Origin of the sequence: Pseudomonas asplenii (genome assembly GCF_900105475.1) — a bacterium.
In the GTDB taxonomy this organism is placed as follows: Bacteria; Pseudomonadota; Gammaproteobacteria; order Pseudomonadales; family Pseudomonadaceae; genus Aquipseudomonas; species Aquipseudomonas asplenii.
In genome coordinates this window covers 433,741-458,271 of record NZ_LT629777.1, presented here as the reverse complement: position 1 = coordinate 458,271, position 24,531 = coordinate 433,741, and the positions used below count along the sequence as shown (strand labels likewise).

Annotated in this window: 24 protein-coding genes; 18 read left to right on the top strand and 6 right to left on the bottom strand. The window is 59.8% G+C overall.

Translation table 11 applies throughout. From position 1 onward, the window contains the following. Together BLU37_RS02095 and norR are read right to left on the bottom strand one after the other, a co-directional pair. The gene (locus BLU37_RS02095) at positions 1–903 is read right to left on the bottom strand and encodes a chemotaxis protein (protein WP_010452652.1); all 903 of its coding nucleotides are present in this window, start codon (positions 901–903) and stop codon (positions 1–3) included. Between the two features lie 114 nt (positions 904–1,017). After that, positions 1,018–2,568, bottom strand: coding sequence for a nitric oxide reductase transcriptional regulator NorR (norR, locus tag BLU37_RS02090; RefSeq protein ID WP_090202089.1), 1,551 nt, complete (start codon positions 2,566–2,568; stop codon positions 1,018–1,020). Positions 2,569–2,723: 155 nt separating this feature from the next. Between norR and hmpA the strand changes: the two genes are divergently transcribed. Next, entirely contained in the window at positions 2,724–3,905 is a 1,182-nt protein-coding gene (gene hmpA, locus BLU37_RS02085; protein WP_090202088.1) for an NO-inducible flavohemoprotein, read from the top strand. A 167-nt stretch (positions 3,906–4,072) separates the two neighbouring features. Here hmpA and BLU37_RS28950 read toward each other — a convergent pair whose 3' ends face one another. Further along, the gene (locus BLU37_RS28950) at positions 4,073–4,213 is read right to left on the bottom strand and encodes a hypothetical protein (RefSeq protein WP_157696362.1); all 141 of its coding nucleotides are present in this window, start codon (positions 4,211–4,213) and stop codon (positions 4,073–4,075) included. A 12-nt stretch (positions 4,214–4,225) separates the two neighbouring features. On the opposite strand from BLU37_RS28950, the gene BLU37_RS02080 reads away from it, so the two are divergent. After that, positions 4,226–4,735, top strand: coding sequence for a disulfide bond formation protein B (locus BLU37_RS02080; RefSeq protein WP_090202087.1), 510 nt, complete (start codon positions 4,226–4,228; stop codon positions 4,733–4,735). A gap of 440 nt (positions 4,736–5,175) precedes the next feature. Here BLU37_RS02080 and BLU37_RS29775 read toward each other — a convergent pair whose 3' ends face one another. Next, positions 5,176–5,490: a hypothetical protein gene (locus BLU37_RS29775; protein ID WP_408003654.1), complete on the bottom strand. Its 315-nt coding sequence runs from the start codon at positions 5,488–5,490 to the stop codon at positions 5,176–5,178. A gap of 27 nt (positions 5,491–5,517) precedes the next feature. Between BLU37_RS29775 and cyoA the strand changes: the two genes are divergently transcribed. From cyoA to cyoE, 5 genes are read left to right on the top strand one after another with little or no spacing between them, the layout of a single operon-like run. Then, positions 5,518–6,444 (top strand): ubiquinol oxidase subunit II, encoded by a 927-nt coding sequence (cyoA, locus tag BLU37_RS02070; protein WP_026007513.1) that lies wholly within the window; start codon positions 5,518–5,520, stop codon positions 6,442–6,444. Positions 6,445–6,447: 3 nt separating this feature from the next. Further along, on the top strand, positions 6,448–8,466 hold the full coding sequence (gene cyoB / locus BLU37_RS02065; protein WP_090202086.1) for a cytochrome o ubiquinol oxidase subunit I: 2,019 nt from the start codon (positions 6,448–6,450) through the stop codon (positions 8,464–8,466). 3 nt (positions 8,467–8,469) lie between these two features. After that, positions 8,470–9,096: a cytochrome o ubiquinol oxidase subunit III gene (locus BLU37_RS02060; RefSeq protein ID WP_019361249.1), complete on the top strand. Its 627-nt coding sequence runs from the start codon at positions 8,470–8,472 to the stop codon at positions 9,094–9,096. Continuing rightward, on the top strand, positions 9,097–9,426 hold the full coding sequence (gene cyoD, locus BLU37_RS02055; protein ID WP_010452664.1) for a cytochrome o ubiquinol oxidase subunit IV: 330 nt from the start codon (positions 9,097–9,099) through the stop codon (positions 9,424–9,426). A 10-nt stretch (positions 9,427–9,436) separates the two neighbouring features. Further along, on the top strand, positions 9,437–10,324 hold the full coding sequence (gene cyoE, locus BLU37_RS02050) for a heme o synthase (protein ID WP_090202085.1): 888 nt from the start codon (positions 9,437–9,439) through the stop codon (positions 10,322–10,324). 149 nt (positions 10,325–10,473) lie between these two features. Here the strand turns inward: cyoE and BLU37_RS02045 are convergent, their stop codons facing one another. Beyond that, the gene (locus BLU37_RS02045; protein ID WP_090210888.1) at positions 10,474–11,886 is read right to left on the bottom strand and encodes an aminotransferase-like domain-containing protein; all 1,413 of its coding nucleotides are present in this window, start codon (positions 11,884–11,886) and stop codon (positions 10,474–10,476) included. Between the two features lie 125 nt (positions 11,887–12,011). Here BLU37_RS02045 and BLU37_RS02040 point away from each other — a divergent pair, with 125 nt between their 5' ends. The 11 genes from BLU37_RS02040 to BLU37_RS01990 all read left to right on the top strand — a co-directional run bounded on the left by BLU37_RS02040 (position 12,012) and on the right by BLU37_RS01990 (position 22,754). Continuing rightward, positions 12,012–13,112 carry a hypothetical protein gene (locus BLU37_RS02040; protein WP_026007512.1) on the top strand — a complete coding sequence of 367 codons (1,101 nt, stop codon included), beginning with the start codon at positions 12,012–12,014 and terminating at the stop codon, positions 13,110–13,112. A 20-nt stretch (positions 13,113–13,132) separates the two neighbouring features. Further along, complete coding sequence (locus BLU37_RS02035; protein ID WP_090202084.1) at positions 13,133–14,428, top strand: ATP-grasp domain-containing protein; 1,296 nt, start codon at positions 13,133–13,135, stop codon at positions 14,426–14,428. 68 nt (positions 14,429–14,496) lie between these two features. Next, positions 14,497–14,988, top strand: a complete 492-nt coding sequence (locus BLU37_RS02030) for a RidA family protein (RefSeq protein ID WP_010452674.1) — start codon at positions 14,497–14,499, stop codon at positions 14,986–14,988. A gap of 52 nt (positions 14,989–15,040) precedes the next feature. Next, complete coding sequence (locus tag BLU37_RS02025) at positions 15,041–15,526, top strand: cupin domain-containing protein (RefSeq protein WP_090202083.1); 486 nt, start codon at positions 15,041–15,043, stop codon at positions 15,524–15,526. A 358-nt stretch (positions 15,527–15,884) separates the two neighbouring features. After that, positions 15,885–16,538 carry a glutathione transferase gene (gene yfcF / locus BLU37_RS02020; RefSeq protein WP_090202082.1) on the top strand — a complete coding sequence of 218 codons (654 nt, stop codon included), beginning with the start codon at positions 15,885–15,887 and terminating at the stop codon, positions 16,536–16,538. A gap of 252 nt (positions 16,539–16,790) precedes the next feature. Continuing rightward, on the top strand, positions 16,791–18,137 hold the full coding sequence (locus BLU37_RS02015) for a KamA family radical SAM protein (RefSeq protein ID WP_090202081.1): 1,347 nt from the start codon (positions 16,791–16,793) through the stop codon (positions 18,135–18,137). Positions 18,138–18,166: 29 nt separating this feature from the next. Further along, entirely contained in the window at positions 18,167–19,231 is a 1,065-nt protein-coding gene (locus BLU37_RS02010; RefSeq protein WP_010452680.1) for an Ldh family oxidoreductase, read from the top strand. A 5-nt stretch (positions 19,232–19,236) separates the two neighbouring features. Then, positions 19,237–20,109, top strand: a complete 873-nt coding sequence (locus BLU37_RS02005; RefSeq protein ID WP_172833078.1) for a branched-chain amino acid aminotransferase — start codon at positions 19,237–19,239, stop codon at positions 20,107–20,109. A 20-nt stretch (positions 20,110–20,129) separates the two neighbouring features. Beyond that, positions 20,130–20,879: a TauD/TfdA family dioxygenase gene (locus BLU37_RS02000; RefSeq protein ID WP_090202079.1), complete on the top strand. Its 750-nt coding sequence runs from the start codon at positions 20,130–20,132 to the stop codon at positions 20,877–20,879. Between the two features lie 71 nt (positions 20,880–20,950). Then, positions 20,951–21,919 (top strand): diiron oxygenase, encoded by a 969-nt coding sequence (locus BLU37_RS01995; RefSeq protein ID WP_090202078.1) that lies wholly within the window; start codon positions 20,951–20,953, stop codon positions 21,917–21,919. A gap of 13 nt (positions 21,920–21,932) precedes the next feature. Further along, positions 21,933–22,754 carry an N-acyl homoserine lactonase family protein gene (locus BLU37_RS01990; RefSeq protein ID WP_090202077.1) on the top strand — a complete coding sequence of 274 codons (822 nt, stop codon included), beginning with the start codon at positions 21,933–21,935 and terminating at the stop codon, positions 22,752–22,754. A 48-nt stretch (positions 22,755–22,802) separates the two neighbouring features. Here BLU37_RS01990 and BLU37_RS01985 read toward each other — a convergent pair whose 3' ends face one another. Next, the gene (locus BLU37_RS01985) at positions 22,803–24,236 is read right to left on the bottom strand and encodes an aminotransferase-like domain-containing protein (protein ID WP_090210887.1); all 1,434 of its coding nucleotides are present in this window, start codon (positions 24,234–24,236) and stop codon (positions 22,803–22,805) included. Positions 24,237–24,531 lie beyond the last annotated feature (295 nt).

Below are 24,531 nucleotides of genomic sequence, written 5' to 3'. Positions count from 1 at the left end.
TCAGAGGCCCTGTTCGGCTACGGTCCTGGCGGCCAGGATCAGGCACTTGGTCAGTTCCGGCGAGGAGAACTTGGTCAATACCCCGTTGGCTCCGGCCTGGCTGGCCTTCTCGGCGTTCATTGCACTGTCCAGGGAGGTGTGCAGCAGAATGTAGATGTCCTTGAAGTCCGGGGTTTCACGTATGGTGCGGGTGAGCGCATAACCGTCCATTTCCGACATCTCGATGTCCGAGACCACGATATTGATCTGTTCTGCGGTGCCTTGCAGGTCGAGCAGGCAGCCGATGGCATCCTTGGCGCTGCGGGCGGTGTGGCAGGTCAGACCGAGGTTGCGCAGGGTGTGGACCGATTGCTGCAGTGCCACCTGGCTGTCGTCGACCACCAGAATCCGCGCATTGCCGAGCAGGTCGGCTTCTTCCATGCTCAGCTCGGTCGGTGCGACTTCGATCTGTGCCGGGGCGATGACATGGATGACCTTTTCGATGTCCAGTACCTGCACCAGAGTGCCATCGACCTGAGTCACCCCGGTGATAAAGGCCTTGGGACCACCGGAGCCGAAGGGCGGCGGGCGAATGTCGGTGGTCAGGCAGTGGACGATCTTGCTCACGGCCTGGACATGCAGACCCTGCTTGGAGCGGCTGACATCGGTGACGATCAGGCAGCCGCCGTCGGGGTCCGCCAGTGGGCGCTCGCCGAGTGCCCGGCTCAGGTCGATCACCGACAGCGAGGCGCCGCGCAGAGTGGCGATTCCTCGGACATGCGGGTGCGATTCCGGTAGCTTGGTCAGCGGCGGACAGGAGATGATTTCGCTGACCTTAAGCAGGTTGATCGCCATCAGCTTGCCGCTGCGCAAGGTAAAAAGCAGAAGCGACAGTGAATCTGCGCGAGCTTTGTTCGAGGACATAAAAACCTTCTATACAAAGAGCTGCGTTGGGGCGAATCAGCCCCGAACGGGTATCTATCAAGAGTTATCGACCTGAGCGCGAAGGGCTTTAGGTGAATCTTGCCATTGGCCGTCTCACTTGAGCCCGAGCCGCCTGGCCAGGCGGCCCAGATTCGCCCGGTCCAGGCCCAAATCCCGCGCCGCTGCGGCCCAGTTCTGCTGATGACGCTCCAGGCAGTCAGCGATCAACTGCCGTTGATACTGCTCCGTGGCTTGGCGTAAGTCGAGCCCGGTCTGCCGGTTCGGCGGGCTGTCCGCCTGGACTTCAGGCGTCTGGGCGGCGGTTGTCGGCAGGTCGAGGTCGGCGGCGCTCAGGCTGAGAATTTTCGGTCGCTCCCGGCAATTGCCCAGAGCCTTGAGGGCGCTGCGCCCGATCAGGTGCTCCAGTTCCCGCACGTTACCCGGCCAATTGTAGGCCAGCAGCGCCGTTTGGGCATCCGGGCTCAGGCGCAAGCTGCCCAGGCCCAGGCGCGAGCGGTTCTGCTCAAGGAAGAACCCACTGAGCAGCAACACGTCGCGACCGCGCTCGCGCAGGGCCGGTACTTGCAATGGATAGACGCTCAGGCGGTGGTAGAAGTCTGCCCGGTAGCGGCCGTTGCGCACTTCCTCGGCCAAGTTGCGGTTGGTCGCGGCAATCAGGCGTACATCCACCTGGTGCTCGCGGTCCGAGCCCAGCCGCTGCAGTTGGCCGCTTTGCAGCACCCGCAACAGTTTGGCCTGGACGCTCAGCGACAACTCGCCGACCTCATCGAGGAACAGTGTGCCGCCATTGGCCAGCTCGAACTTGCCGCGCCGGTCGCCCACCGCACCAGTGAAGGCGCCGCGCACGTGGCCGAACAGCTCGCTTTCCACCAGGGTATCCGGCAACGCCGCGCAGTTGAGGCTGATGATGGGCCTCTCCGAACGGGGCGAGACGGCATGGATCGCCTGCGCCACCAGTTCCTTGCCGACCCCGGTTTCGCCAGTTATCAGCACCGTCAGGTCGCTGCCGCCGACCAGGTTGATCTCTTCCTCCAGGCGTTTGTGGGCCTTGCTCTGCCCGATCATCTCGCGTTGTTGCGGGCCATGGGCCTGGCGATAGAGTTCGGCGCGCTGGTGTTCGTCCTCGGCGCGCAAGGCCAGGCGCTCGATGCGTTCGGCGGCGTTCACCGTCGCTGCCGCGAGGCTGGCGAACGCCTGCAGGACATCCAGTTCGATCTGTTCGAAGCGTTCCGGATCGAGGGCGTCGAGGGTCAGCAGGCCCCAGGGGCGCTCGTCGATGAACAGGGGGCAGCCCATGCAGTCATGCACTTCCAGGTGTTCGTTCAGTCCGTCGACCAGGCCGTCGTAAGGGTCAGGCAGTTCGCTGTCACTGTCGAAGCGTATCGGGCCGGGAGCGCCGAGCAGGATCCGGAAACGCGGGTGCTCGCTGACCTTGAAGCGCCGGCCAAGGGTGTCGGGACTCAAACCATCGACGGCAAGCGGCACCAACCAGTCGCCATCCAGGCGTAGCAGCGCGGCGGCGTCGCAAGGCAAGAGCGCGCGCATGGCGTTGAGCAGGCGCCGATAGCGTTCGCTTTCGGGCAGTTCCCGTGAGAGATCCGCTACCAGGGGCAGTAGGGCGGTCAGCAAGGGCTTTGCAGTCATATTGACTCCATTTATGTCGAAATGACTATAAGGCAGCCCGTGTCATTATGACTAATATTATTTTAAGTTATTGATTTTAAATAGTTTATATCTTGGCATGGAGTGTGATTGATACAGGTCAATTCAGATAAAACAGTCCTATCAGGAGTTGACCCATGCTGAGCGCTCAAGACCGTGCCATCGTCAAATCGACCGTGCCTTTGCTGGAAAGCGGTGGTGAGGCGCTGACCACCCATTTTTACCGGATGATGCTGTCGGAATACCCGCAGGTGCGCCCTCTGTTCAACCAGGCCCACCAGGCCAGCGGCGACCAGCCAAGGGCTCTGGCCAATGGTGTGCTGATGTATGCCCGCCATATTGACCAGCTCGATCAATTGGGCGACCTGGTGGCGAAAATCATCAACAAGCATGTCGCCCTGCAGATTCTTCCCGAGCACTATCCGATTGTCGGCGCTTGCCTGTTGCGGGCCATCCGCGAAGTGCTCGGCGAGGAAATCGCCACGCCGCAAGTGATTGCAGCCTGGGGCGCGGCCTACAACCAATTGGCCGATATCCTGATCGGTGCCGAAGCCGCCATCTATGAAGAAAAGGCCGTGGCACCGGGGGGCTGGCGCGGCAGCCGGCTGTTCAAGCTGGTGGCGAAGGTCGAAGAAAGCGCGGAAATCACTTCCTTTTATTTCGAGCCGGTCGATGGTCAGGCCATTCTGGCCTTCGAGCCAGGGCAGTACATCGGCATGAGGTTGGTTATCGACGGTGAGGAGTTGCGCCGCAACTATTCCCTGTCGGCGCTGGCGAAGGCCGGGCAGTACCGGATCAGCGTCAAACGCGAGGCGGGCGGTCGGGTGTCGAACTACCTGCACGATCAGTTGACGCTGGGGGCGACCCTGGAGCTGTTTCCGCCTGCGGGCGACTTCACCCTGGCGGTCAGTGACAGGCCGCTGGTATTGATCAGTGGCGGGGTGGGGATTACCCCGACCCTGCCGATGCTGGAAGCGGCACTGGCCACCGAGCGGCCGGTGCACTTCATCCATTGCGCGCGCAACGGTGCGGTGCATGCCTTTCGTGACTGGGTCGACGGCCTGGCCGAGCGTCATCCGCAACTCAAGCGTTTCTACTGCTACGCCGAGGATGACGGGGTCAGCCCGGCTGCCGACAAGGTCGGCTTGTTGACCCAGGAGCAACTGGCCCAGTGGTTGCCGGAGCAGCGTGACCTGGATGCCTATTTCCTGGGACCCAAGGGTTTCATGGGGGCGGTCAAGCGTCATTTGAAGGCCCTGGGCGTGCCGGAAAAGCAGAGCCATCATGAGTTCTTCGGCCCGGCGTCGGCACTGGAATAAGCCCTTGGCTCGAGTCCCCCTGGTGTCAGGGGGACTTGTACAAAAAACTGCCTCCTGTGCGCCTACCCTCTGCAAAAAACCTCCATGGTTAATCCGCCTTTAATCGACTTGGCGTTAATTCGCCGGAGTTGATGCGCGCATCTGCCTTTATCGCCTGCTTGATACGCTCAAAGGTCATCGCCTGCGTGTAGACTGGCGAGCCAGGGATCGACCCCGCCCGAGCGGCGCCAGGCGCGTTGTTCGACGGCAAACTCGGCCTGAAACAGTTGCTGCAGCACTGCCTTGCGGCCGATTCCATAACAAGTCATAAGGGAAACGGGATGAATGACGAAATGATGCGGTTGGGACGAGAACGGCGTTTTCTCGTTCTGCTCGGGGTGATCTGCCTGGCCTTGATCGGCGGCGCGCTGTACATGCAGGTGGTGCTGGGTGAGGCGCCTTGCCCGCTGTGCATCCTGCAGCGCTATGCATTGCTGTTCATCGCGATCTTCGCTTTCATCGGCGCGGCGATGCCGACCCGGCGCAGCCTTTCGGTGCTGGAGGGGCTGGTCTGGCTGAGCGCAATCGGCGGTCTGGCCGTGGCCGGTCGGCATGTCTATATCCAGGCTTTTCCCCAGGTCAGTTGTGGCATCGATGTGCTGCAGCCGATCGTTGACGGGTTGCCGCTGGCCAAGCTGTTCCCGCTGGGCTTTCAGGTCGACGGTTTCTGCGAAACCCCTTACCCGCCGGTGCTGGGCCTGTCCCTGGCGCAATGGGCGCTGGTGGCCTTCGTGCTGACCGTGGTGCTGGTGCCGCTGGGTATCTACCGCAACCGTAAAAACGCTCGCTGAGCAGCCTCTTGTGGCGCCCCGGTTCCGTTGCTCGGAACCGGGGCGTTTTTGCATTCGCACCCCGGTAAAAAAGACCGTGATGGAGGGCAATCCAAGGCCTGGAAAAAGTGCGACATATTGTCACGTCGCAGTGGGCGCACTGAGCGTTTTCGGCTCGACGAGGTCTGTCCAATCGACAACAATTCTCGGGAAAGTTCCCGGGGGCGCTTTTTCTCCATACCCCCGCCAGAAGCCCCTTCGAAGCTCTCCAATACTTGCCGTGGCGCCCGTTTTACAGGGGTTAGGCCGGTTTCGTAGGGGCTTCGGGAACGCTTGTACAGCCGGGCGGGTTGGCCGGTAGAAGCCTGTATCAGTGCTTTTTGTTGAGAATGAAAAGCGATACGATTCTATATCGTTGCAAAAACGGTGAATGATTGTTGCACCTCTGGATAAAAAATATTTCAGGATGAGACATGGTTTATAAAACCCGACATATCTACAATCGCCCGCACTGAGTGTCCTGCGTGGCTCAAATTTCGAGCACACACAGGGGCCAAAAGGTGCCATGCGATCCCGGGTGCAGGCGACCTTTCACGTATCCGCACCAAATGGAATTGGTCTGTAACAAGGCCTTTGACCGACGAAATCGAATAAGACTCACTGCCAGCTCCGATGTGCCGATCAGCGATTAGCGCGAAGAGCCGGCCCTTATTCAATTGAAGAAAAATGCCAACCCTTGGCAGGGTGAAGTGTTGGCGATCAAAACCCAACTGCATTGCGCAAGCTGCTTTAGAGGTCGTGAGATGAGTAAAACTAGGTACCCCAGATTGCTAGGCTTATTGCCGCTGCTCGGCACGTTGTTGCTGGGAGGGTGCAACATGACCTTGCTTGACCCCAAAGGTCAGGTAGGCCTGGATGAACGTAACCTGATCATCACCGCCACGCTGCTGATGTTGTTGGTCGTGGTGCCGGTGATCTTCATGACCCTGGCCTTTGCATGGAAATACCGTGCATCGAACAAGGACGCCACCTACGCGCCAAAATGGAACCACTCGACCAAGATCGAAATCGTGGTCTGGGCTGTTCCGGCCATCATCATCCTGTTCCTGGGCATCGTGACCTACAAGTCGACCCACGCCCTGGACCCGTATCGTCCGCTGGAATCGAACGTCAAGCCGATCAACGTCGAAGTGGTCTCGCTGGACTGGAAATGGCTGTTCATCTACCCGGACCAGGGTATCGCCACCGTCAACAAGCTGGTGTTCCCGGCCAACACCCCGGTCAATTTCAAGATCACCTCCGACTCCGTGATGAACTCGTTCTTCATCCCGGGCCTGGGTGGCCAGATCTACGCGATGGCCGGCATGCAGACCAAGCTGCACCTGATCTCCAACGAGAATCATGAGTACGAGGGGATTTCCGCCAACTACAGCGGCGCCGGCTTCACCGGTATGAAATTCAAAGCGATCGCAACCAGCCAGGCGGATTTCGATGCCTGGGTAGCTGAGGTCAAGCAGTCACCTAAACAGCTTGAACAAGCCGAATACGCAGAACTTTCCAAGCCGAGCCAGGACAACCCGGTCGCGCTGTATTCTTCCGTCACGCCGAACCTGTTCCAGATCATCGTCGACAAGTACGAAGGCATGAAACCAGGCAAGCCGGTCGAGCACGAGAAGAAAGAAGTGGCCGCAACGGAAGGTTCGCATTCAGCTGCCGGGGCAGAGGAGTAAACGATGTTTGGTAAATTAAGCTGGGACGCGGTCCCGTTCCACGAACCGATCGTCATGGTGACTATCGCCATGATCGCCTTCGGTGGTCTGGCGGTCTTCGCGGGCATCACCTACTTCAAGAAGTGGACCTACCTGTGGTCCGAGTGGCTGACTTCGGTCGACCACAAGAAAATCGGCGTGATGTACATCGTCGTTGCCATGGTCATGCTGCTGCGCGGCTTCGCCGACGCGATCATGATGCGTTCCCAGTTGGCCATGGCCACCGAGGGTTCCCCTGGCTACCTGCCTCCTCATCACTATGACCAGATCTTCACCGCTCACGGTGTGATCATGATCATCTTCATGGCGATGCCTTTCTTCACCGGCCTGATGAACATCGTCGTGCCGCTGCAGATCGGTGCGCGTGACGTTGCCTACCCGTTCCTGAACTCCCTGAGCTTCTGGCTGCTGGTATCCGGCGTGGTGCTGATCAACCTGTCCCTGGGCGTCGGCGAATTCGCCAAGACCGGCTGGGTTGCCTATCCGCCGCTGTCGGGGCTGCAATACAGTCCGGGCGTGGGGGTGGACTACTACATCTGGGCGCTACAGCTATCGGGTCTGGGTACGACGCTGACCGGGGTCAACTTCCTGGCCACCGTGCTGAAAATGCGTACCCCAGGCATGAAAATGATGGACATGCCGATCTTCACCTGGACCTGCACCTGGGCCAACGTGCTGATCGTCGCTTCGTTCCCGATCCTGACCGCTACCCTGGCACTGCTGACGCTTGACCGTTATCTGGATTTCCACGTGTTCACCAACGAACTCGGCGGCAACCCGATGATGTACGTCAACCTGTTCTGGGCTTGGGGCCACCCCGAGGTATACATCCTGATCCTGCCGGCTTTCGGTGTGTTCTCGGAAGTCATCTCGACGTTCTCCGGCAAGAAACTGTTCGGCCACCACTCGATGATCTACGCCAGCGGCGCGATCTCGGTACTGGGCTTCATGGTTTGGTTGCACCACTTCTTCACCATGGGTTCGGGTGCCAACGTCAACGCCTTCTTCGGCCTGGCGACCATGCTGATCTCGATCCCGACGGGGGTGAAGCTATTCAACTGGCTGTTCACCATCTACCGTGGCCGTCTGCGTTTCACCAGCCAGGTTCTGTGGACCCTGGGCTTCATGGTGACCTTCGCCATCGGTGGTATGACCGGCGTTCTGCTGGCTGTTCCAGGTGCTGACTTCGTTCTGCACAACAGCCTGTTCGTGATCGCGCACTTCCACAACGTCATCATCGGCGGTGCGGTATTCGGTTACATCGCCGGCTTCAGCTTCTGGTTCCCGAAAGCGTTCGGCTTCAAGCTGCACGAAGGCTGGGGCAAGGCTGCATTCTGGTTCTGGATCTCGGGCTTCTTCGTCGCGTTCATGCCGCTCTATGCACTGGGCTTCATGGGCATGACCCGTCGTCTGAACGCCACCACCAACCCTGAGTGGGTACCGTACCTGTACGTTGCCTTCGTGGGCGCCGTCATGATCGCATTTGGTATCGCCTGCCAATTGATCCAGATCTACGTCAGCGTGCGTGATCGCAAGCAGAACCTGGACGTGACCGGCGACCCATGGAATGGCCACACTCTGGAATGGTCGACTTCGTCGCCACCGCCGTTCTACAACTTCGCCGAACTGCCGAAGGCCGACGAGGTCGACGCGTTCACCGAAGCCAAGGAAAACGGTACTGCCTACAGCGTGCCCAAGCGTTACCAGCCGATCCACATGCCGAACAACACCGCGACCGGTCTGGTCATGGGTGCTCTGCTGACCGTCTTCGGTTTCGCGATGATCTGGCACATCTGGTGGATGGCGATCGCCAGCCTTGCAGGTACCGTGATCTATTTCATCATCCATGCCGCCCGTGACGATCAGGGCTACATGGTGCCGGTCGAGACCATCGAACGCATCGAAGCCGAACAGCAGAAAGTGCTGATTGCGGCCAAGGCGATTCCGGCCTCCCGTGTTGAAACCTCGTTGGAAAAGGCTTAAACCATGTCGAACGCAGTGACTCATGCTGGACACGCCCATGGTCATGACCATGGGCACGATGACCATCACCACGACTCGGGCGAGATGACCGTATTCGGTTTCTGGCTCTACCTGATGACCGACTGCATCCTGTTTGCGTCGATCTTCGCAGCGTACGCGGTACTGGTTAACAACGTAGCGGGTGGCCCGTCGGGCCACGACATCTTCGAACTGCCATACGTGTTGGGCGAAACCGCCTGCCTGTTGCTCAGCTCGATCACCTACGGCTTCGCCATGCTGGCGTTGTTCAAGGGCAAGAAAAGTCAGGTACTGGGCTGGTTGGCGATCACCTTCCTGTTCGGCCTGGGCTTCATCGGCATGGAAATCAACGAATTCCACAAGCTGATCGAAGAAGGCTACGGTCCTAACCGCAGCGGCTTCCTGTCCGGCTTCTTCACCCTGGTCGGGACCCACGGTCTGCACGTCACCAGCGGCCTGATCTGGATGGCCGTGATGATGTACCAGGTCTGGAAAAAAGGCCTGACGCCGACCAACACCACCCGCCTGAGCTGCCTGAGCCTGTTCTGGCACTTCCTGGACGTCGTGTGGATCTGCGTATTCACCGTTGTTTACCTGATGGGGACCCTGTAAATGGCTAATGCACACCATTCCAGTGATGCCAACCATGGCAGCGTGAAGTCCTACATGATCGGCTTTGTCCTGTCGATCATTCTGACTGCCATCCCGTTCGGCCTGGTGATGTACCCGTCGCTGCCTAAAGCCGCGACCCTGTGGATCGTGCTGATCTTCGCAGTCATCCAGGTGCTGGTGCATCTGGTGTACTTCCTGCACCTGGATCGCTCCGCCGCGCAACGTAACAACGTGATCGCGTTTATCTTCGCGGCGCTGGTGATCGTCCTGCTGGTAGGTCTGTCGCTGTGGATCATGTTCACCATCCACGCCGTCATGATGGCGAAGTGAGGTAAACCCGATGTCGCTCAAGCACTTTATCCAAATCACCAAACCGGGGATCATTTTCGGTAACGTGCTTTCTGTGGCGGGTGGTTTCTTCCTGGCCTCCAAGGGGCATGTCGATCTGGCCATCTTCCTGGCGGCCATGATCGGCACTTCGCTGGTGGTCGCGTCCGGTTGCGTGTTCAACAACTGCATCGACCGTGACATCGACCTGAAGATGGAACGCACCAAGAACCGCGTGCTGGTCCAGGGACTGATCTCCCTGAAACTGGCACTGGTCTATGCAACCTTGCTCGGCGTGGCCGGCGTGGCCTTGCTGTACCGCGTCGCCAACCCGTTGGCGGCGCTGTTCGCGGTGATCGGTTTCATCATCTACGTCGGCCTCTACAGCCTGTACTTCAAGCGCAAGTCGGTTCACGGCACGCTGATCGGCAGTCTGTCGGGGGCGATGCCACCGGTGATCGGCTATGTGGCGGTGAGCAACAGCTTCGACATGGCAGCGTTGACGCTGCTGGTGATGTTCAGCTTGTGGCAGATGCCGCATTCCTACGCTATCGCGATCTTCCGTTTCAACGATTACCTGGCTGCATCGATCCCGGTGTTGCCAGTCAAGCGTGGAATCATGGTAGCCAAGAAGCACATCCTGCTCTACATCCTGGCTTTCGTCGCCGCGACGCTGATGCTGACCTTCAGCGGCTATGCCGGCATGAGCTACCTCGCCGTCGCCGCGGCCATGGGCATGTACTGGTTGTACATGGCCTGGACCGGTTACAAGGCAGTGGATGACACAGTCTGGGCACGCAAGCTGTTCGTGTTCTCGATCTTCACCATTACCGCCTTGAGCGTGATGATGTCCCTGGATTTCAAAGTGCCGACCGAGTTGTTGCTGACTTATGCGCACTGAGTAACCCGCATCACTGAAAAGCCCCGCCTTCCCAGGAAGTGCGGGGTTTTTTTATGGGGTTGTCCAACCGCTTGCCGGCGAATAGGCCGTGAGTCCCGCCACAAAGCGTCCAGGTACCTGCCTTGTCGAGAAGCCTTGTGCCAGGTGACTCATTCGTCGAGCAATCGCAGGAAGCGTTCCCGGACACGTTCATCATCGCTGTGGGCAACGTTGAACCGCAGGAAACTCGTCGCGTCGTCCGTCACGCTGAGCAAGGTGCCCGGCGCCAGTACGATGTCATTTTCCAGGCCCTTGCGAGCCAGCACCTCGGCGTCCATGCCGGCCGGCAGGCGGGTCCAGAGAAAGAGCCCCTCTCCTGGACAGGAGGAGACCGCGCAACCGGCTTCGCCCAGCCACTGCGCGACCCGCGCATTCGACTCGTACAGGCGGTCGACCAGTCGCCGGGCATGTCGGGTGTAGCTGCCATCGCTGAGCATCCGGTAGGTCATCTGTTCGGCCAGCTCCGAGGTCACGCCGCCGCTCATCATCTTCAGCGCGATCATCCGCGCCGCCAACTGTGGCGCCAGCACGGCGTAACTGACCCGACTGTTGGCGCTCAGCGTCTTGGTGAAGCCCGACACATAGCTGATGTTTTCCAAGCCACCGGCGGCGGCCAGTCGAGGTGTGCGCTTGTGCTGGATATCGCAGTACAGGTCGTCCTCGACGATATGAAAGTCATAGCGGTGGCTCAACTCCAGCAGGCGATAGACCTGGGCCGGGGAAAAGGAGTGTCCGGTCGGGTTGTGCAGCGTGGTGTTGGTCAGATACAGCACCGGACGATGTTGTTCGAGCAACTGTTCCAGGCAGGTGAAGTCCAGCCCCTCGCAACTGCGGGCGATGCTGATCGCCTTGGCGCCATGCAGCGACAGGTTCGAACGCAGGTTGAAATAGCAGGGATCATCCAGCAGCACCGTATCGCCCGGCTTGATCAACAGGCGCATCAGCATGTCGATGGCCTGCACCGTGTTGGCGGTGGTCACGATCTGCTCGACCGGAACTTCAATACCGAAGCTCGCCAGTTTGACCCGCAGGGCCTGGCGCAACGGTAGATAACCGGCGGGTAGGCCTGCTTCACCCATGCGCAGGGTGGTTGCGCGCAGGGCGCCGCGGGCGGCCTTGAGCAATTCTTCGGCAGGCAGCCAGGAGGAGGGCAGGAAGCCGCAGCCGGGGCGCAGGGCCCCGTTGTCCAGCAGCAGGGCGCGCCGCACCACGCTGAGGGTGTCCTGCGGCAGCAGGTCACGGCCAACGCCGGCATGGGCGGCCGCGCTGAGGCGCGTGACATAGTGTCCCGAGCCTTGCCGGGAGGCGATCAGGCCCTTGGCCCGCAGGCGGTCCAGAGCTTCGACGACGGTCGATTTGCCGACGCTCATCAACTCGGAGAGTTCGCGTATTGGCGGTAGCTTGGCTCCGTGTTGCAGGGATCCCTGGCTGATAGCCGAAGTGAAGTGTTCAACGATCTGCTGGACCAGTGGCGGGCCGGACTCGAACTCGATAGCAGCGATTACGGCTCTTTGCGCCTGCATTTTACTGGTCATCCGAGCAATAAAGTTCGGATGATTCTAGTCCAACTTGCTCTGATCAAGAAGACCTTCGCTCACTAGTATCGACTCCATCATCCAGTGTGTCGTTCTGATTGAAGAGGTTTTCCATGAGTCTTGAAACAACAGCCGAGATGACCAAGCCGGCCGTTAACGTCCGCTTGTTCATTATTCGGATCATTACTGCGGTGTCGCTGTTCGCAGTATTGGGCAAGGCCAACGTCTGGCTCGACACCGCCACCAACAGTATCCTGGCGTTGGGCTATCGCGCACTCCTGCTATTGTTGCCATTGACCCTGCTGCTGCTGGGGCGTCGCTCCCTCGGCGTCACCCTGCTGTGCGCTGCGGGGGGATTGGTACTGCTGGCTCTGACCAAGGACCAGGGGATTGTCATGTTCGGTGCGGCCCTGTTCGCCTACGGGATCGCCATCGCCGGTTATCTGATCAAGAGCGAGGCAGCCCAGACCAAGGAGGGGGCGGCGTATAACCGTGTGGCCATGAACATGGGCAGCCTGATCGCCGGCCTGATCCTGTTGTCGCCACAATTGACTCCCACCCTGTTCTTTCTCGGCGCTGCCGGTTTTGTCCTGATGTGCCTGCCGGTCGCCATTGGCGCGAGCATCCAGCTGCCGGTCATTTCCACTCCGACGAAGAGCCAGGGTGGTACCGGCTGGCTGGGCAAACTGCCCTGGGTGATCGCCGGGATCATCATGGGTATCAAGCTGTTCGGCGTGTTTTCCATCCTGCCCCAGGCGATCCTGCGGGAAACCGGCGAATTGCCCTCCTGGTATGGCCTGATGCTGATCCTCAACAGTGCTGTTGTGGTGTTTCTGCAGGTGCCGGTGATGCGGGTCATCGAGGCGACCGGCCGGTTCAAGGTATTCACCGTGATCGGCATCATCTTCGCCGGCTTCCTCGTGCTTTCCTCGCCTGCGCTTTTCCATGTGCAGACCCTGCTCGGCGCATTCATCTGGGTCACCCTGCTGTCCATCGCCGAGTGTGCGTTCAGCTATCTGGACTACTTTTCCGTGAAGCAGAACAGCATGTTCGCCAAGGAGGTGTCCCTGGGTGTCGGTGCCGGTGTGACCGTGCTGTTGATGCGGGTACTGCCGGATCCCTACAACGCCTACGTTCTGGGGTTGATCGGTGCCCTCGGGATCCTGGCCTGGTACGGCCTCAATCGCAAACTCAACGCACCGTTGAATGACTGAGTCCGCAGGGGAGATCTGACATGAGTACAAAACCCTGTGTGATCGTGGTCGGTTACAACGGCAATCGCGTGCATGACATCGCCAAGCTGCGCCAGCTGTGCCAGTCGCTTTATCAGGCCAAGCTGATCCTGCTGGTGGAGAAGGTCCAGTTGGAAGACTACGAAGTGGCGGACTACGTCTGGACCACCTCGCTTGCCGCCGAACACCTGGATTGCGCCCTGGAGGCGGTGTGCGGCTGCCTGGACCTCGAACAGTGGAACCTGATCGGTGTCCTGCCGTTTTCCGACCGTGGAGTCCTGCTCGGTGCCGGTCTGGCCACGCGCCATGGCTTGCCGGGGATTACCCCCGATGAGGCCCGTGCTGGTCTGGACAAGGAAATCTTCCGCCGCCTGGAAGCGGCTTCGCCCAGCTCACCGGCGACTTATCAGCCGGTGTTTTCCTGCCGGGTCGAGCAACTGGATGAATTGCGTCAGCGCGTTCAGGCACTGGGCGGCAAGGCCTTCATCAAGCCCGCCTGCGAGGGCGCCAGCCGGGGTTGCCGGGTCATTCACTCGCTGGCCGAATGCGCCGAGGCCTGGGCCGCGCTGGAGCAGTATCGCTCGGGTGGCATCATTGTCGAAGAGCTGGTGGAGGAGGCCCGGGAATACAGTTGGGACTGCGTAGCGGGATGTTCCTGGATCACCGAGAAAACCACCACTGAAGGTGCCTATCGTGCCGAGATCCAGCAGGTGGTCCCGGCGCCGCTGAGTGGTGATGCCCTGACGGCCATCGCCTCCGCGGGCGAGCATATGCGCCAGCTGGTTTCGCCGCACAATGGGGCTTATCACAACGAGGTGTTTTTCAAGCGTAACGGCCTGACCTCGGCCGTGGAAACCAACATGCGCCCAGGTGGCATGCACATCTGGGACCTCGCCTGCAAAGCCTTTGCCGCCTACAACCCCTGGGAAAGCTGGGTGCGCTGGGCGGTAGAAGGGCGGATGGAGGCGCAGCAGCCGGTAGCGCAAGGCTACTGTGGTATACGGCTGCTGAGTGCTCCGGCCAATGGTGAGCTTCAACATCTGCCGGACATCCGGGGGTTGGCTGCCGAACTGGGTATCGAGGTGATAGAGGCGTTGTACAGCAAGGGCGTGGGTGAGCGCGTTTGTGCTCTGGTGACGGACAACACCTCGTTCATTGGCCACGTCATTCTCTTCAACAGCGACTATTCCATGCTCAACGAGCAACTGCTGAGGCTGGTCAAGGCCATCGAGTCGCAGATCATTGTCGCGCCGCTGGAAGTCGAACCCTCAGCCCGGCGTGAAGAGGCCCTGTCGTGAACCCCGGTGGCTCATGGCTTGAGTCTTCAATCCCGGAGCTTGCCCAGTCTCATAAGGAAGTGATGTCGATGTCGTGTGATGAACGTTTTATCGCTGTAGCCCAGGAACTGGCTTATGACATCTATGGCGAAAATACCGCTGGAGGGCATTACTCGCCAGTACTGCGGCTGCATGACCAGGTGTTCGTCAGCGGCCTTGTACCGATGATGAGCGGCAAGGTGATCCTTCCCGGCCGGGTCGGCGCCAACCTGACTCTGCAAGAGGCGCAGAAAGCTGCCGGTATCAGCGCCATGCGCGGGCTGGCGTTGATTCTGCAAACCATTGGCTCGCTGGATCGCATAAAGTCCCTTGCGCGGGTGACGGTCTACGTCAAGTCGACAGAGGATTTTCCCGAACTCAGTGAGGTCGCCAACGGTGCTTCGGATGTGTTCCATCGAGTATTGGGAGATGCCGGCCGGCATACCCGGACGACGGTTGGGGTGTATCAGTTGCCGAAGAATGCCGCCATTGAAGTCGATATCATTGCCGCGGTTAACGAAGGGGCGTTGCGCCAGCTATAAAATCAATGTCTGCGCGGTGGGAACGTTTCGCCGCAAAAAAATGGAATGACACATGGACACCTTCAAAGGCAGCTTTTTCACCTACCAGGATTTTCGCGACAGTCTGCAGGGCGAGTCACCTCGACCGCAGGTATGGAAGGGGTCGGACCTGGCCAGCCTGCAACGCGATATGCAACCTGGTGATACCGACATCGTCGCGCTGTCGAGCGAGTCGAGCATTGGCGGTTGCGAAATCCTGCCGGGTACCGTGATCTCGATGCAATGGCTGAACCCCGGCTCCACTCTGAACCAGCATGCCCATACCTGGTGGCACCTGTTCATCATCCAGTCGGGCCAGGGGCAACTGACCCTGGGTGATGCCCAGCCCGTGCCGGTCAGTGCAGGTGACGTGATCGTCGTGCCCGCCTGGAACTCCCACGGGTTCGTCAATGGCTCCGTGGACGAGGCACTGGTCATGCTCAACATCAGCAACATGCCGCAGGTGGCGGCGCTGTCAAATTTTGCTGATCAGAACGGCCGGATCAGCAAGGCCCGATAACGCGGCACAATCCCCCCTCATTGTTCTCCCCGACAGGGAGCCAGCGTCCGCTGGCTCCCTGTCTGCATTCATGCCTGCTATTTCCCTCCGCGCCCCGCTCTTTCTCTCCCGAAGATCGCTGCAAGCATTCCCTCATTCAGCCGTCATCTGTATCGATACAAACTGATATTTTCTGTATCTATCGAAGGTTCATGCAGTTATTTACGATCCATCTCGTAGGCAGTATCTCTGAGTTAATTCGAGTGATGGCAACCGGGTGTACACCTGTACGTTGCCTGGTTGTCTGCCTGCCGGACAGTTTTTAATCGAGCAATTCGGTTAAGGCTTTCATATATCTGAAGAAGGAAGGGAACATCCTGTGCTTGAGCAAAAACTAACTCTTCATGTTGGCGCCGATTTTGTCAGCGCTTTTGCGATGTCGGCTTTTGTTGCGTTGAAAGAAAAAGAACTTCCGTTTGATATCGTCACTGTCGATCTCAAGAAGCGCGATAACTACCTGCCGGCCTATCGTGACCTGTCGCTGACCTGCAAGGTGCCGACCCTGGTGCACAACGGTTTCGCCCTGACCGAGTCGTCGGCCATCGCCGAGTACCTCGACGAGGCATTTGCCGATGCAGGCCATAAATCGGTTCTGCCCCGTGGTCTGCAAGAGCGTGCCCGGGCCCGTCAACTGCAGGCCTGTTTGCGCAGCGATCTATTGGTGATCCGGCAGGAGCGGCCGGCCGACCTGATCTATTTCGGCAAGCGCGATCAACCCCTGTCCGATGCGGCCAAGGCGGCTGTAGAGCGTCTGTATCGGGTGGCGGGTACCTTTCTGGGTGACAGCGATGGCCATCTGTTCGGTGATTGGAGTATTGCCGATACGGACTTGGCGATCATGCTCAACCGCCTGCTGGCCAATGGTGACGAGATGCCCGAGCCATTGGCGGCCTATGTCCGTCGGCAGTGGAGCCGCGCCAGTGTCCAGGCCTGGGTCGGGCAGGAGCGCGTGACGCCGTTGCCTGCAAGCTGAAAGCGCCCTGGTCGATCCGTTGGGGACAAGGATCGATTGATCTTGATGAGTGGCGTGAAGATCCCAATAGGCACGAAGTTGCTGGCAGTGGTCGATGACCTCTAATTAATAAAAACAAGTTGCCGCGTTTATATGACGCTCAGGGCAATGGGATTTTTTTTGTCTGTGATCGCCGGGTAACTATCCGGCAAATCTGTCTGGTTCAAAGTCATAAATAGCCGAACTCATAACAGAATCTTCAGGAGCGCTGTCATGCAGGGAATGTCCGAACCGCAAAAGTATAAACCTTATAATTCACGAACTATCCGCGATACGGTGTATTGGCAAAGGCTGACTCCGCAGTTGCAGGAAGCAATGACAGTCGTATCCAAGGTCATGCCGTTTCGCACCAACGATTACGTGCTCAGTACCCTGATCGACTGGAACAATATTCCGGACGATCCGATTTTCCGCATGACCTTTCCCCACCGCGACATGCTTCATCCCCATGAGTACGAGGCTCTGAAGGCCCTGATCGATGGGGATGACAGCGCGGCGGTCAAGCGTCAGGTGGAACAGGTCTGGCAACGGATGAACCCGCATCCGGCCGGACAACTGACTCATAACACCGTGACCCTGGACGGCAAGCCCTTGTCGGGTATCCAGCACAAGTATCGGGAAACTGTGCTGTTCTTTCCCGGTGCCGGTCAGACCTGTCATGCCTACTGCACCTTCTGTTTCCGCTGGGCGCAGTTCATCGGTGAGGATGAGCTCAAGTTCAACGCCCGCGAATCCCAGGAACTGGCGGCTTACCTGCGGGTGCATACCGAGGTCACGGACGTGCTGATCACTGGTGGTGATCCGCTGATCATGAACACCCGCTCCCTGGCCGAGTACATCGAGCCGCTGCTGGCGCCGGACATGGCGCATATCAAGAGTATCCGCCTGGGTACCAAGTCGGTCGCCTACTGGCCACAACGCTTTGTCACGGACAAGGATGCCGACGCCCTGATCGATCTGTTCAGGCGGGTGGTGGCCAGTGGCAAGAATCTGTCGGTGATGGGGCACTACAACCATCCGGTAGAGATCAGGCAGGACATGGCCCGCCAGGCCATCCAGCGGATCCGCTCGTCCGGCGCGACCCTGCGGATCCAGGCGCCGCTGATTCGCCACATCAACGAAGATCCGGCCGACTGGGCGGCGCTGTGGACCGAAGGGGTACGGCTGGGCGCTATTCCCTACTACTTCTTCGTCGAGCGCGATACCGGTCCCAGCCACTACTTCGCGATGCCGTTGTACCGCGCCTTCGAGATCTACCAGTCGGCTTATCGTACGGTTTCCGGGTTGGCGCGCACCGTGCGCGGACCGTCGATGAGTACGTTCTACGGCAAGGTGGTGATCAACGGGATCGAGACCGTGGCCGGTGAGAAAGTCTTCGTCCTGCAATTTCTCCAGGCCCGCGATCCACAGTGGGTATTGCGAACCTTCTACGCCAAGTTCGATCCGCAGGCGACCTGGTTCGATGAATTGGTCCCGGCCTTCGGCGAAGAGCTCTTCTTCTTCCAGAACGAGAGTACCGCGCCGCCGAAACTGATTCCCGCCGTGCTGGAAGCCGTTTGATCTCAAACCCATTCGATGGAATGAACACCATGATTTATCTGAATCCGCACACTGCTCGCCAGGTCTGTGCCCAGGCGGTCAAACGCCGCGGCGTGTCGACGGAGCACGCCAAATGGTTCGCCAATGCCCTTGTGGACACTTCGCTGATGGGGGTCGATACCCATGGCCTGCGCCTGCTCCCCCTGTACCTGCGGGAGCTGGATGAAGGCCGTAGCCATGCGATTCCGAACATCCATGTGCAACGACGCAACGGTAACGTGATGGTCCTCGACGCCGACCAGGCACTGGGCACCGTGGCTGGCATGTACGCGGCCAAGCTCGCTGTTCAGGAGGCTCGCAGCAGCGGCATCGCCGCAGTCGGCGTCGGCAACTCCAACCACTTCGGCGCAGCGTCGGTCTACGGACTGGAGATCGCCAACAGCGGCATGATCGGTATCGTCACCACCAGCGCTGCCGCGCGTATGGCGCCGTTCAAGGGCAAGCAGCCGATGTTCGGTACCAACCCGATCTGTTTCACCGCGCCGGCGGACGAACAACCGTTCGTGCTCGACATGGCAACCAGTCAGATCTCCTACTCCCAGGTCAAGCATTACCGCAAGCTCGGTCTGTCGCTGCCGCTGGGATGGGCGCTGGACAAGGATGGCAACGATACCGCCGAGCCGGATGAGGTGGTTTCGCTGTCCCCTCTGGGTGGCTACAAGGGACAGGGGCTGGCGATGATGGTGCAGGTGCTCAGTTGCCTGCTGACCGGCATGCCGCTGGATCACCAACTGGATCATCTGGACACCGGCTCTTTCAGCAAGGGGCGTCAGATCGGTCATTTCATGATCGCCCTGGATATCTCTGCCTTCACCGACCTGCGCAGTTTCCAGAGCAGCCTTGCCGGCTTGATGGAAACCATCCGTTCGACTCCGGCCCAGGCCGGCGAGCGTATCAATGTGGCCGGCGATCCCCAGGCACAGACCCGGCGTAATCGCCTGATTGCCGGAATCCCGGCCTCCGAGGAAGAGGCGAGCGTATTGATGGCCGAGGCACGGCTGTGTGGGCTGGAAGTGACCAGCGTCCTGATGAACACCGCGGAGGTGACGGTATGAGTGGCTTGGCAGCGATTCCTTTCGACCAGCGTGACGGCTACATCTGGCTCGACGGCGAGTTCGTCGAGTGGAAGGCAGCGAAGATCCACGTGCTTACCCATGGGCTGCACTACGCCAGTACGGTCTACGAGGGCGAGCGTGTCTACGGCGGCAAGATCTTCCAGCTGCGAGCGCATTCCGAGCGCCTGTATCGCTCCGCGCAACTGATGGATTTCACCATCCCCTACGACCTGCAGACGCTGGAGGATGCCAGCCATGCCTTGCTCGAACGCAACGGCGTGACTGACGGCTACCTGCGCCCCGTGGCTTGGCGCGGCAGTGAAATGATCTCGACTTCGGCCCGTTTCAACAGTGTCCACCTGGCGATTGCCTGCTGGCAGTGGCCGAGCTACTTCGACCCGGCAGCGCGGATGGCTGGAATCAAACTCAAGACGGCGGTCTGGCGGCGTCCACCACCGAGCAGCAGCCCGTTCGACGCCAAGGCCTCGGGGCACTACATGATCGCGACCCTGAGCAAGCACGACGCCGAGAACAACGGTTACCACGATGCGCTGATGCTCGATTGGCGTGGTCATGTGGCCGAGGCGACCAGCGCGAATATCTTCTTCGTCAGGGGCCGGCAACTGCATACACCGGTGCCGGATTGCTTCCTCAATGGCATCACGCGCCAGACGGTGATCCGCCTGGCGCGTGAGCTGGACTACGAAGTGATCGAACGCACGCTACTGCCGCAGGAGCTGGGTGACTTCGAGGAGTGTTTCCTGACCGGAACCGCCGCCGAGATCACCCCGGTGCGCAGCATTGATGAGCATCAGTATCAGCCCGGGCAGGCCTGTCGTGATCTGATCGCCGCCTACTCCGCTGCCGTCATCGCCTGATCAGAAAAAGGACTTTCGTCATGTTGGAAGAAATTGTTGCAAACGTGGCTCCGCGACGCGCCCTGAATCCTCATCACCGCGAACTCGCCGAGCAGGGCTGGACCCTGTTGCAGCCCGAGGAACTCAGTGCCGATCTGTACCAGACGCTGGCGCCATTCGGCCGGGTAATCCCGCAGTTCAACGGTCTGTATACCTTCGAGGTGACTCTGAAGCCGGGCTTCGACGACCTGCCGTATTCCCAGAGCATGAATGGCATCGGTCCGCACACCGAAGCACCGGTCTACGATCCGCCGCCGCACTATCTGGTACTGCACTGTCACCACCAGGCGACCTGCGGTGGCGGATACACGCAACTGGCTGATGGGTTGGAGTTTCTCAAGACTCTGCCCGTCGATCTCAAGGACTGGATCAAACACCACCCGGTGGCCTTCAACGCCACGGCCAAGCCCGGCGAGACGACCCGGCGCGTCCTCGAAGAGTACATTTTCAAAGCGAATACCGAGGGCGACATCTTTCGTTTCAGCTACAACCAGTTCCACTACGGCGACGTGAATCCGTCCCGCGAGGACCTGAGCGCTCCCGAGGCACGTAACAGCGGCACGCCCCTGGGTCGAATCGCTGCATTGGGCGAGCAGTTCTTCCTGGAGCACTCGACGCCTTTGCTGATTCCCGATGGTTGTGTGCTGATCTGGGACAACTGGCGCCTGATGCATGCCCGTAGCCAGTACAGCGATCCCAAGCGGCACCTGACCCGCTACTGGCTCGCCTGAGCCGTACAGGCCCCGCAACTTCCCTTTGCTTGCGCGCACGGCTGCCGTGCGCGCTCTACAGGTATTACGTCATGCAACAAGCGATTGTCATTGCCAAAGTCGACCACAAGCTGGTCGTGCAACTCAACAAGGCCTGGACCAAGCGGGCAACAGTCTGCGCCGGCGACAAGTTTGCGCTGATCGATGTATTCGATCCGAGCAAGCCGGACTATCCGATAGCCATGGTCCCGTTCTACCACCATCCCAAATTTCAGGCGCTGAGCGAGGAACTGAAAAGCGCCGTGCTGACCTGGGGCTGGATTGGCTACAACCTGCGTACCGTCACGGCCGAGGAATGTGTGGTCAACCCGGCCTTGAGCGTCATCGCCAACCAGTATCTGGGCAAGGATGACTGGCACTTTCGCGAAGCCATGCAGCAGACGCTGATCGACGAGCATTATCACACCCTGATGCACCTGCGGGCGATCCAGCGCAGCAAGGCCGATCGCAATCTGGAACTGGACCTGGACCTGCCACCGTCGGTGACCTACCTGCGCCTGCAGGCACTCTGTGCCCAACTGCCCCATGCCTGGCAGCGGGATCTGGCCGCTATCACCTTTGCGGTGGTCGCCGAGATCAGCGTCAATGCCTACCTGGACATGCTCGCCGATGACCAGAGCATACAGCCGCAGAACCGGCGGGTCGCCGAACTGCACAACCGTGACGAGTACGCCCACAGCAAGGTGCTCGCCGAAGTGGCAAAGGTAATGTACGAGCACATGGACGCCGAGAAGCGCCGTTTCTTCGTACAGACATTGCCCGAGGCGCTGAACGCTTTCGTGGCCCAGGACTATTCGATGTGGGAGGCGATCCTGACGCAGCTCGGGGTGGCCGATGTCGACGTCATCATCGGCGACACCCGCGAAGCCAGCCGAGGCAGCGCGATCATGCGCGACTACAGTGGCTTGTATCGACTGGCCGAGGACCTGGGTATCACGGCGGACATGAATTTCGATTTCAGTTCGACCGTCAAGGCGGCGTCTGCCGCACAACCGGCCTGAGGAGAGTCCCTGTATGTCGAATCCATCGCTGTCGCCGATCTATGAGGTCTTTGCCATCCGTGTCGGGGCCAACTCCCAGCGTACCGCCAGGGAGAACTTTCTCTACGATGCCTGCTGTGGCGATCCCAATGCGCCGATGCCGCTTGACTATTACTTCTGGGTGATTCGCAACGACCGGCACGTCGTGGTCGTGGACACCTGCTTCCAACCGGCCACGGCGGATCGCCGCAACCGCGAGATGTACCGATTGCCAGAGGAGTCGCTGCAACGGTTGGGGATCGATCCGGCCGAGGTCGAGACCTTGATCCTGACGCACCTGCACTGGGACCATGCCGGCAACCTGGGGTTGTTTCCCAAGGCCACCATCCACTTGCAGGAGGAAGAGCTGCGTTTCTGCACCGGGCCGAAGATGACCCATCGGGCGATCAGCAAGACCTACGAGGTGGACGATGTGATGTCGGCGATTCCGCCATTGTTCGAGGGACGCCTGCGCCTGCACCAGGGAACCTCGGAGATCGTCCCGGGTGTGACGATCCATGCGGTGGGCGGGCATACGCCGGGCAGCCAGGTGGTCCGGGTGCCGACTCAGCGTGGCTGGGTCGTGCTGGCCTCGGATTCGGCGCACCTGTGGGCCAATATCCGTCTGCGCAGCCCGTTCCCGATTCTCGATGACATGGCCCAGACCCTGGAAGCCTTCGCCACCATCGATGCCCTGGTGGATGGTGAGGATCACGTCATTCCTGGGCATGATCCGCAGGTGGCCCAGCGCTTCCCGCGCTGGCATGGCGACCCGCACATCATCTGCCTGCATGAGCATCCGCTGGACCGGGTGTAACGTGATGGGGAGGCCTCCTGGCGATAAGGAGGCTTCCCCAGCACCGGCTCAGCCCTGTCGCGCAATCAACCGTCCGAGGATCTGCACCGCATTCTCGATACGGGGCGAGTAGGGTGTTCCACAACCGATGCGGATGAAATGATCGAAGCTGCGGGAGTTGGAAAAGATCATCCCCGGCGAGATATAGATACCTTGCTGCAACGCCTGGTGAAACAGCTCCAGCGACGAATGTCCCGCGGGCAGTTCCACCCAGAGCAAGGTCCCGCCACTGGGATTGGTAATGCGCGTGCCTTGCGGAAAGTGCTGCATGATCGCGTTGCTCATCTGCTTTCTCTGCTCCGTCAGTTGCCCGCGCAGCCTTCTCAGGTAGCGCTCGTAGGACGGTGTCTTCATGAAGGCGTCGACCGCCAGTTGCGGCAGCATTTCGCAGTTGCGCGATTGCGTGTGCTTGAGCATCTCGATCCGCTCATGCCATTTCCCCGCGGCAATCCAGCCAAGTCGCAGGCCGGGGGCGAGCGTTTTGTTCAGGGACGCGCAGTAGATCAGGTTGCCGTGGCGGTCCCAGCTTTTCAGGGCCGACAACGGCTGTTCGGTATCGGCCAGGTCCGAGTAGGTGTCATCTTCGATCAGTACCGTGTCGTAATCCGCGCACAGTTGTACCAGCAGCGCCTTGTGTGCATCGGGCATCACGCTGCCCAGTGGGTTGTGCAGGTTGGGAATGACGATCAGCGCCTTGATCCGTTCCGGCCCCTGCAGCAGTTGTTCGAGGGCGAACAGGTTGATGCCGGTCTTGGTCGTCGTCGGTACTTCGAGTACGCGCAGATTCAGACTTTCGAGAATCTGCAGGAGGCCATAGAAGGTCGGTGATTCCACCGCCACGATGTCTCCCGGTTGAGTCACCGCGCGCAAGGCCAGATTGATGGCCTCGGTGGCACCGTTGGTGATGACGATCTTGTCGGCGGTGATGCTGATTTTCGAACCCAGCGCCCGCCGGGCCAGCAAGTCGCGCAGTGGGCGTGCGCCACTGGCCGGGGAGGGGCTGCCGAGCAGATACGGATCCTGGCGCAAGGCCTTGATCATGTGGTCCTGGAGTGTTTTCAATGGATAGATCTGCGCGCCGCAGTAGGCGCTGGCGAGATTGACCTGGATCGAGGCCTGCTGGCTGGCCTTGACCACCGCAGAAACCTGCTCGTGGATACCGACGTAATGACTGGTATCCAGTGGCAGCAGCGCTTCGTTGGCGGTCGAAATTGCCAGGGGCTTGGCCGGTTGGCGAATGAAGTTGCCGGAGCGTGGGCGGGCTTCCAGCACGCCGTAGTCTTCCAGTTGACGACAGACCTGGACGGCGGTGGAAAGGCTGATGGCATGTTTTTCCATCATCAGGCGAATGGATGGAAAGCGTTCACCGGTCTTGAGTGTTCCGTTCTGGATGGCGTTGAGGTAGTGGTTGGCGAGTTGGCGATAGAGGGGAGGCGAGTTCATATTGACCATCGAAGTCGCATCACGGAAGTCGTGACTGTAAAGCGCATTACTTATTGCCGGCGGACCCGTGATGCTTTCAGGGTGGGAGGGAGGTTCTTGGTACATGACCATCGGGCATCCCCTATCCATGGCGCGGCCCTCCTGATCAGGCAGGGAGTCTCTGCTGGCTTGCAGGGTGTTGTGGTCTCCGGGGACTTTGCAAGTTCGATAGCCATCAGATGCGATGGTTTTTCTGCGCGGCGCCGATCATTCGAAGAGGGGAAGCGGAGTTGGCTGATTGGCCATGGACTGAAGT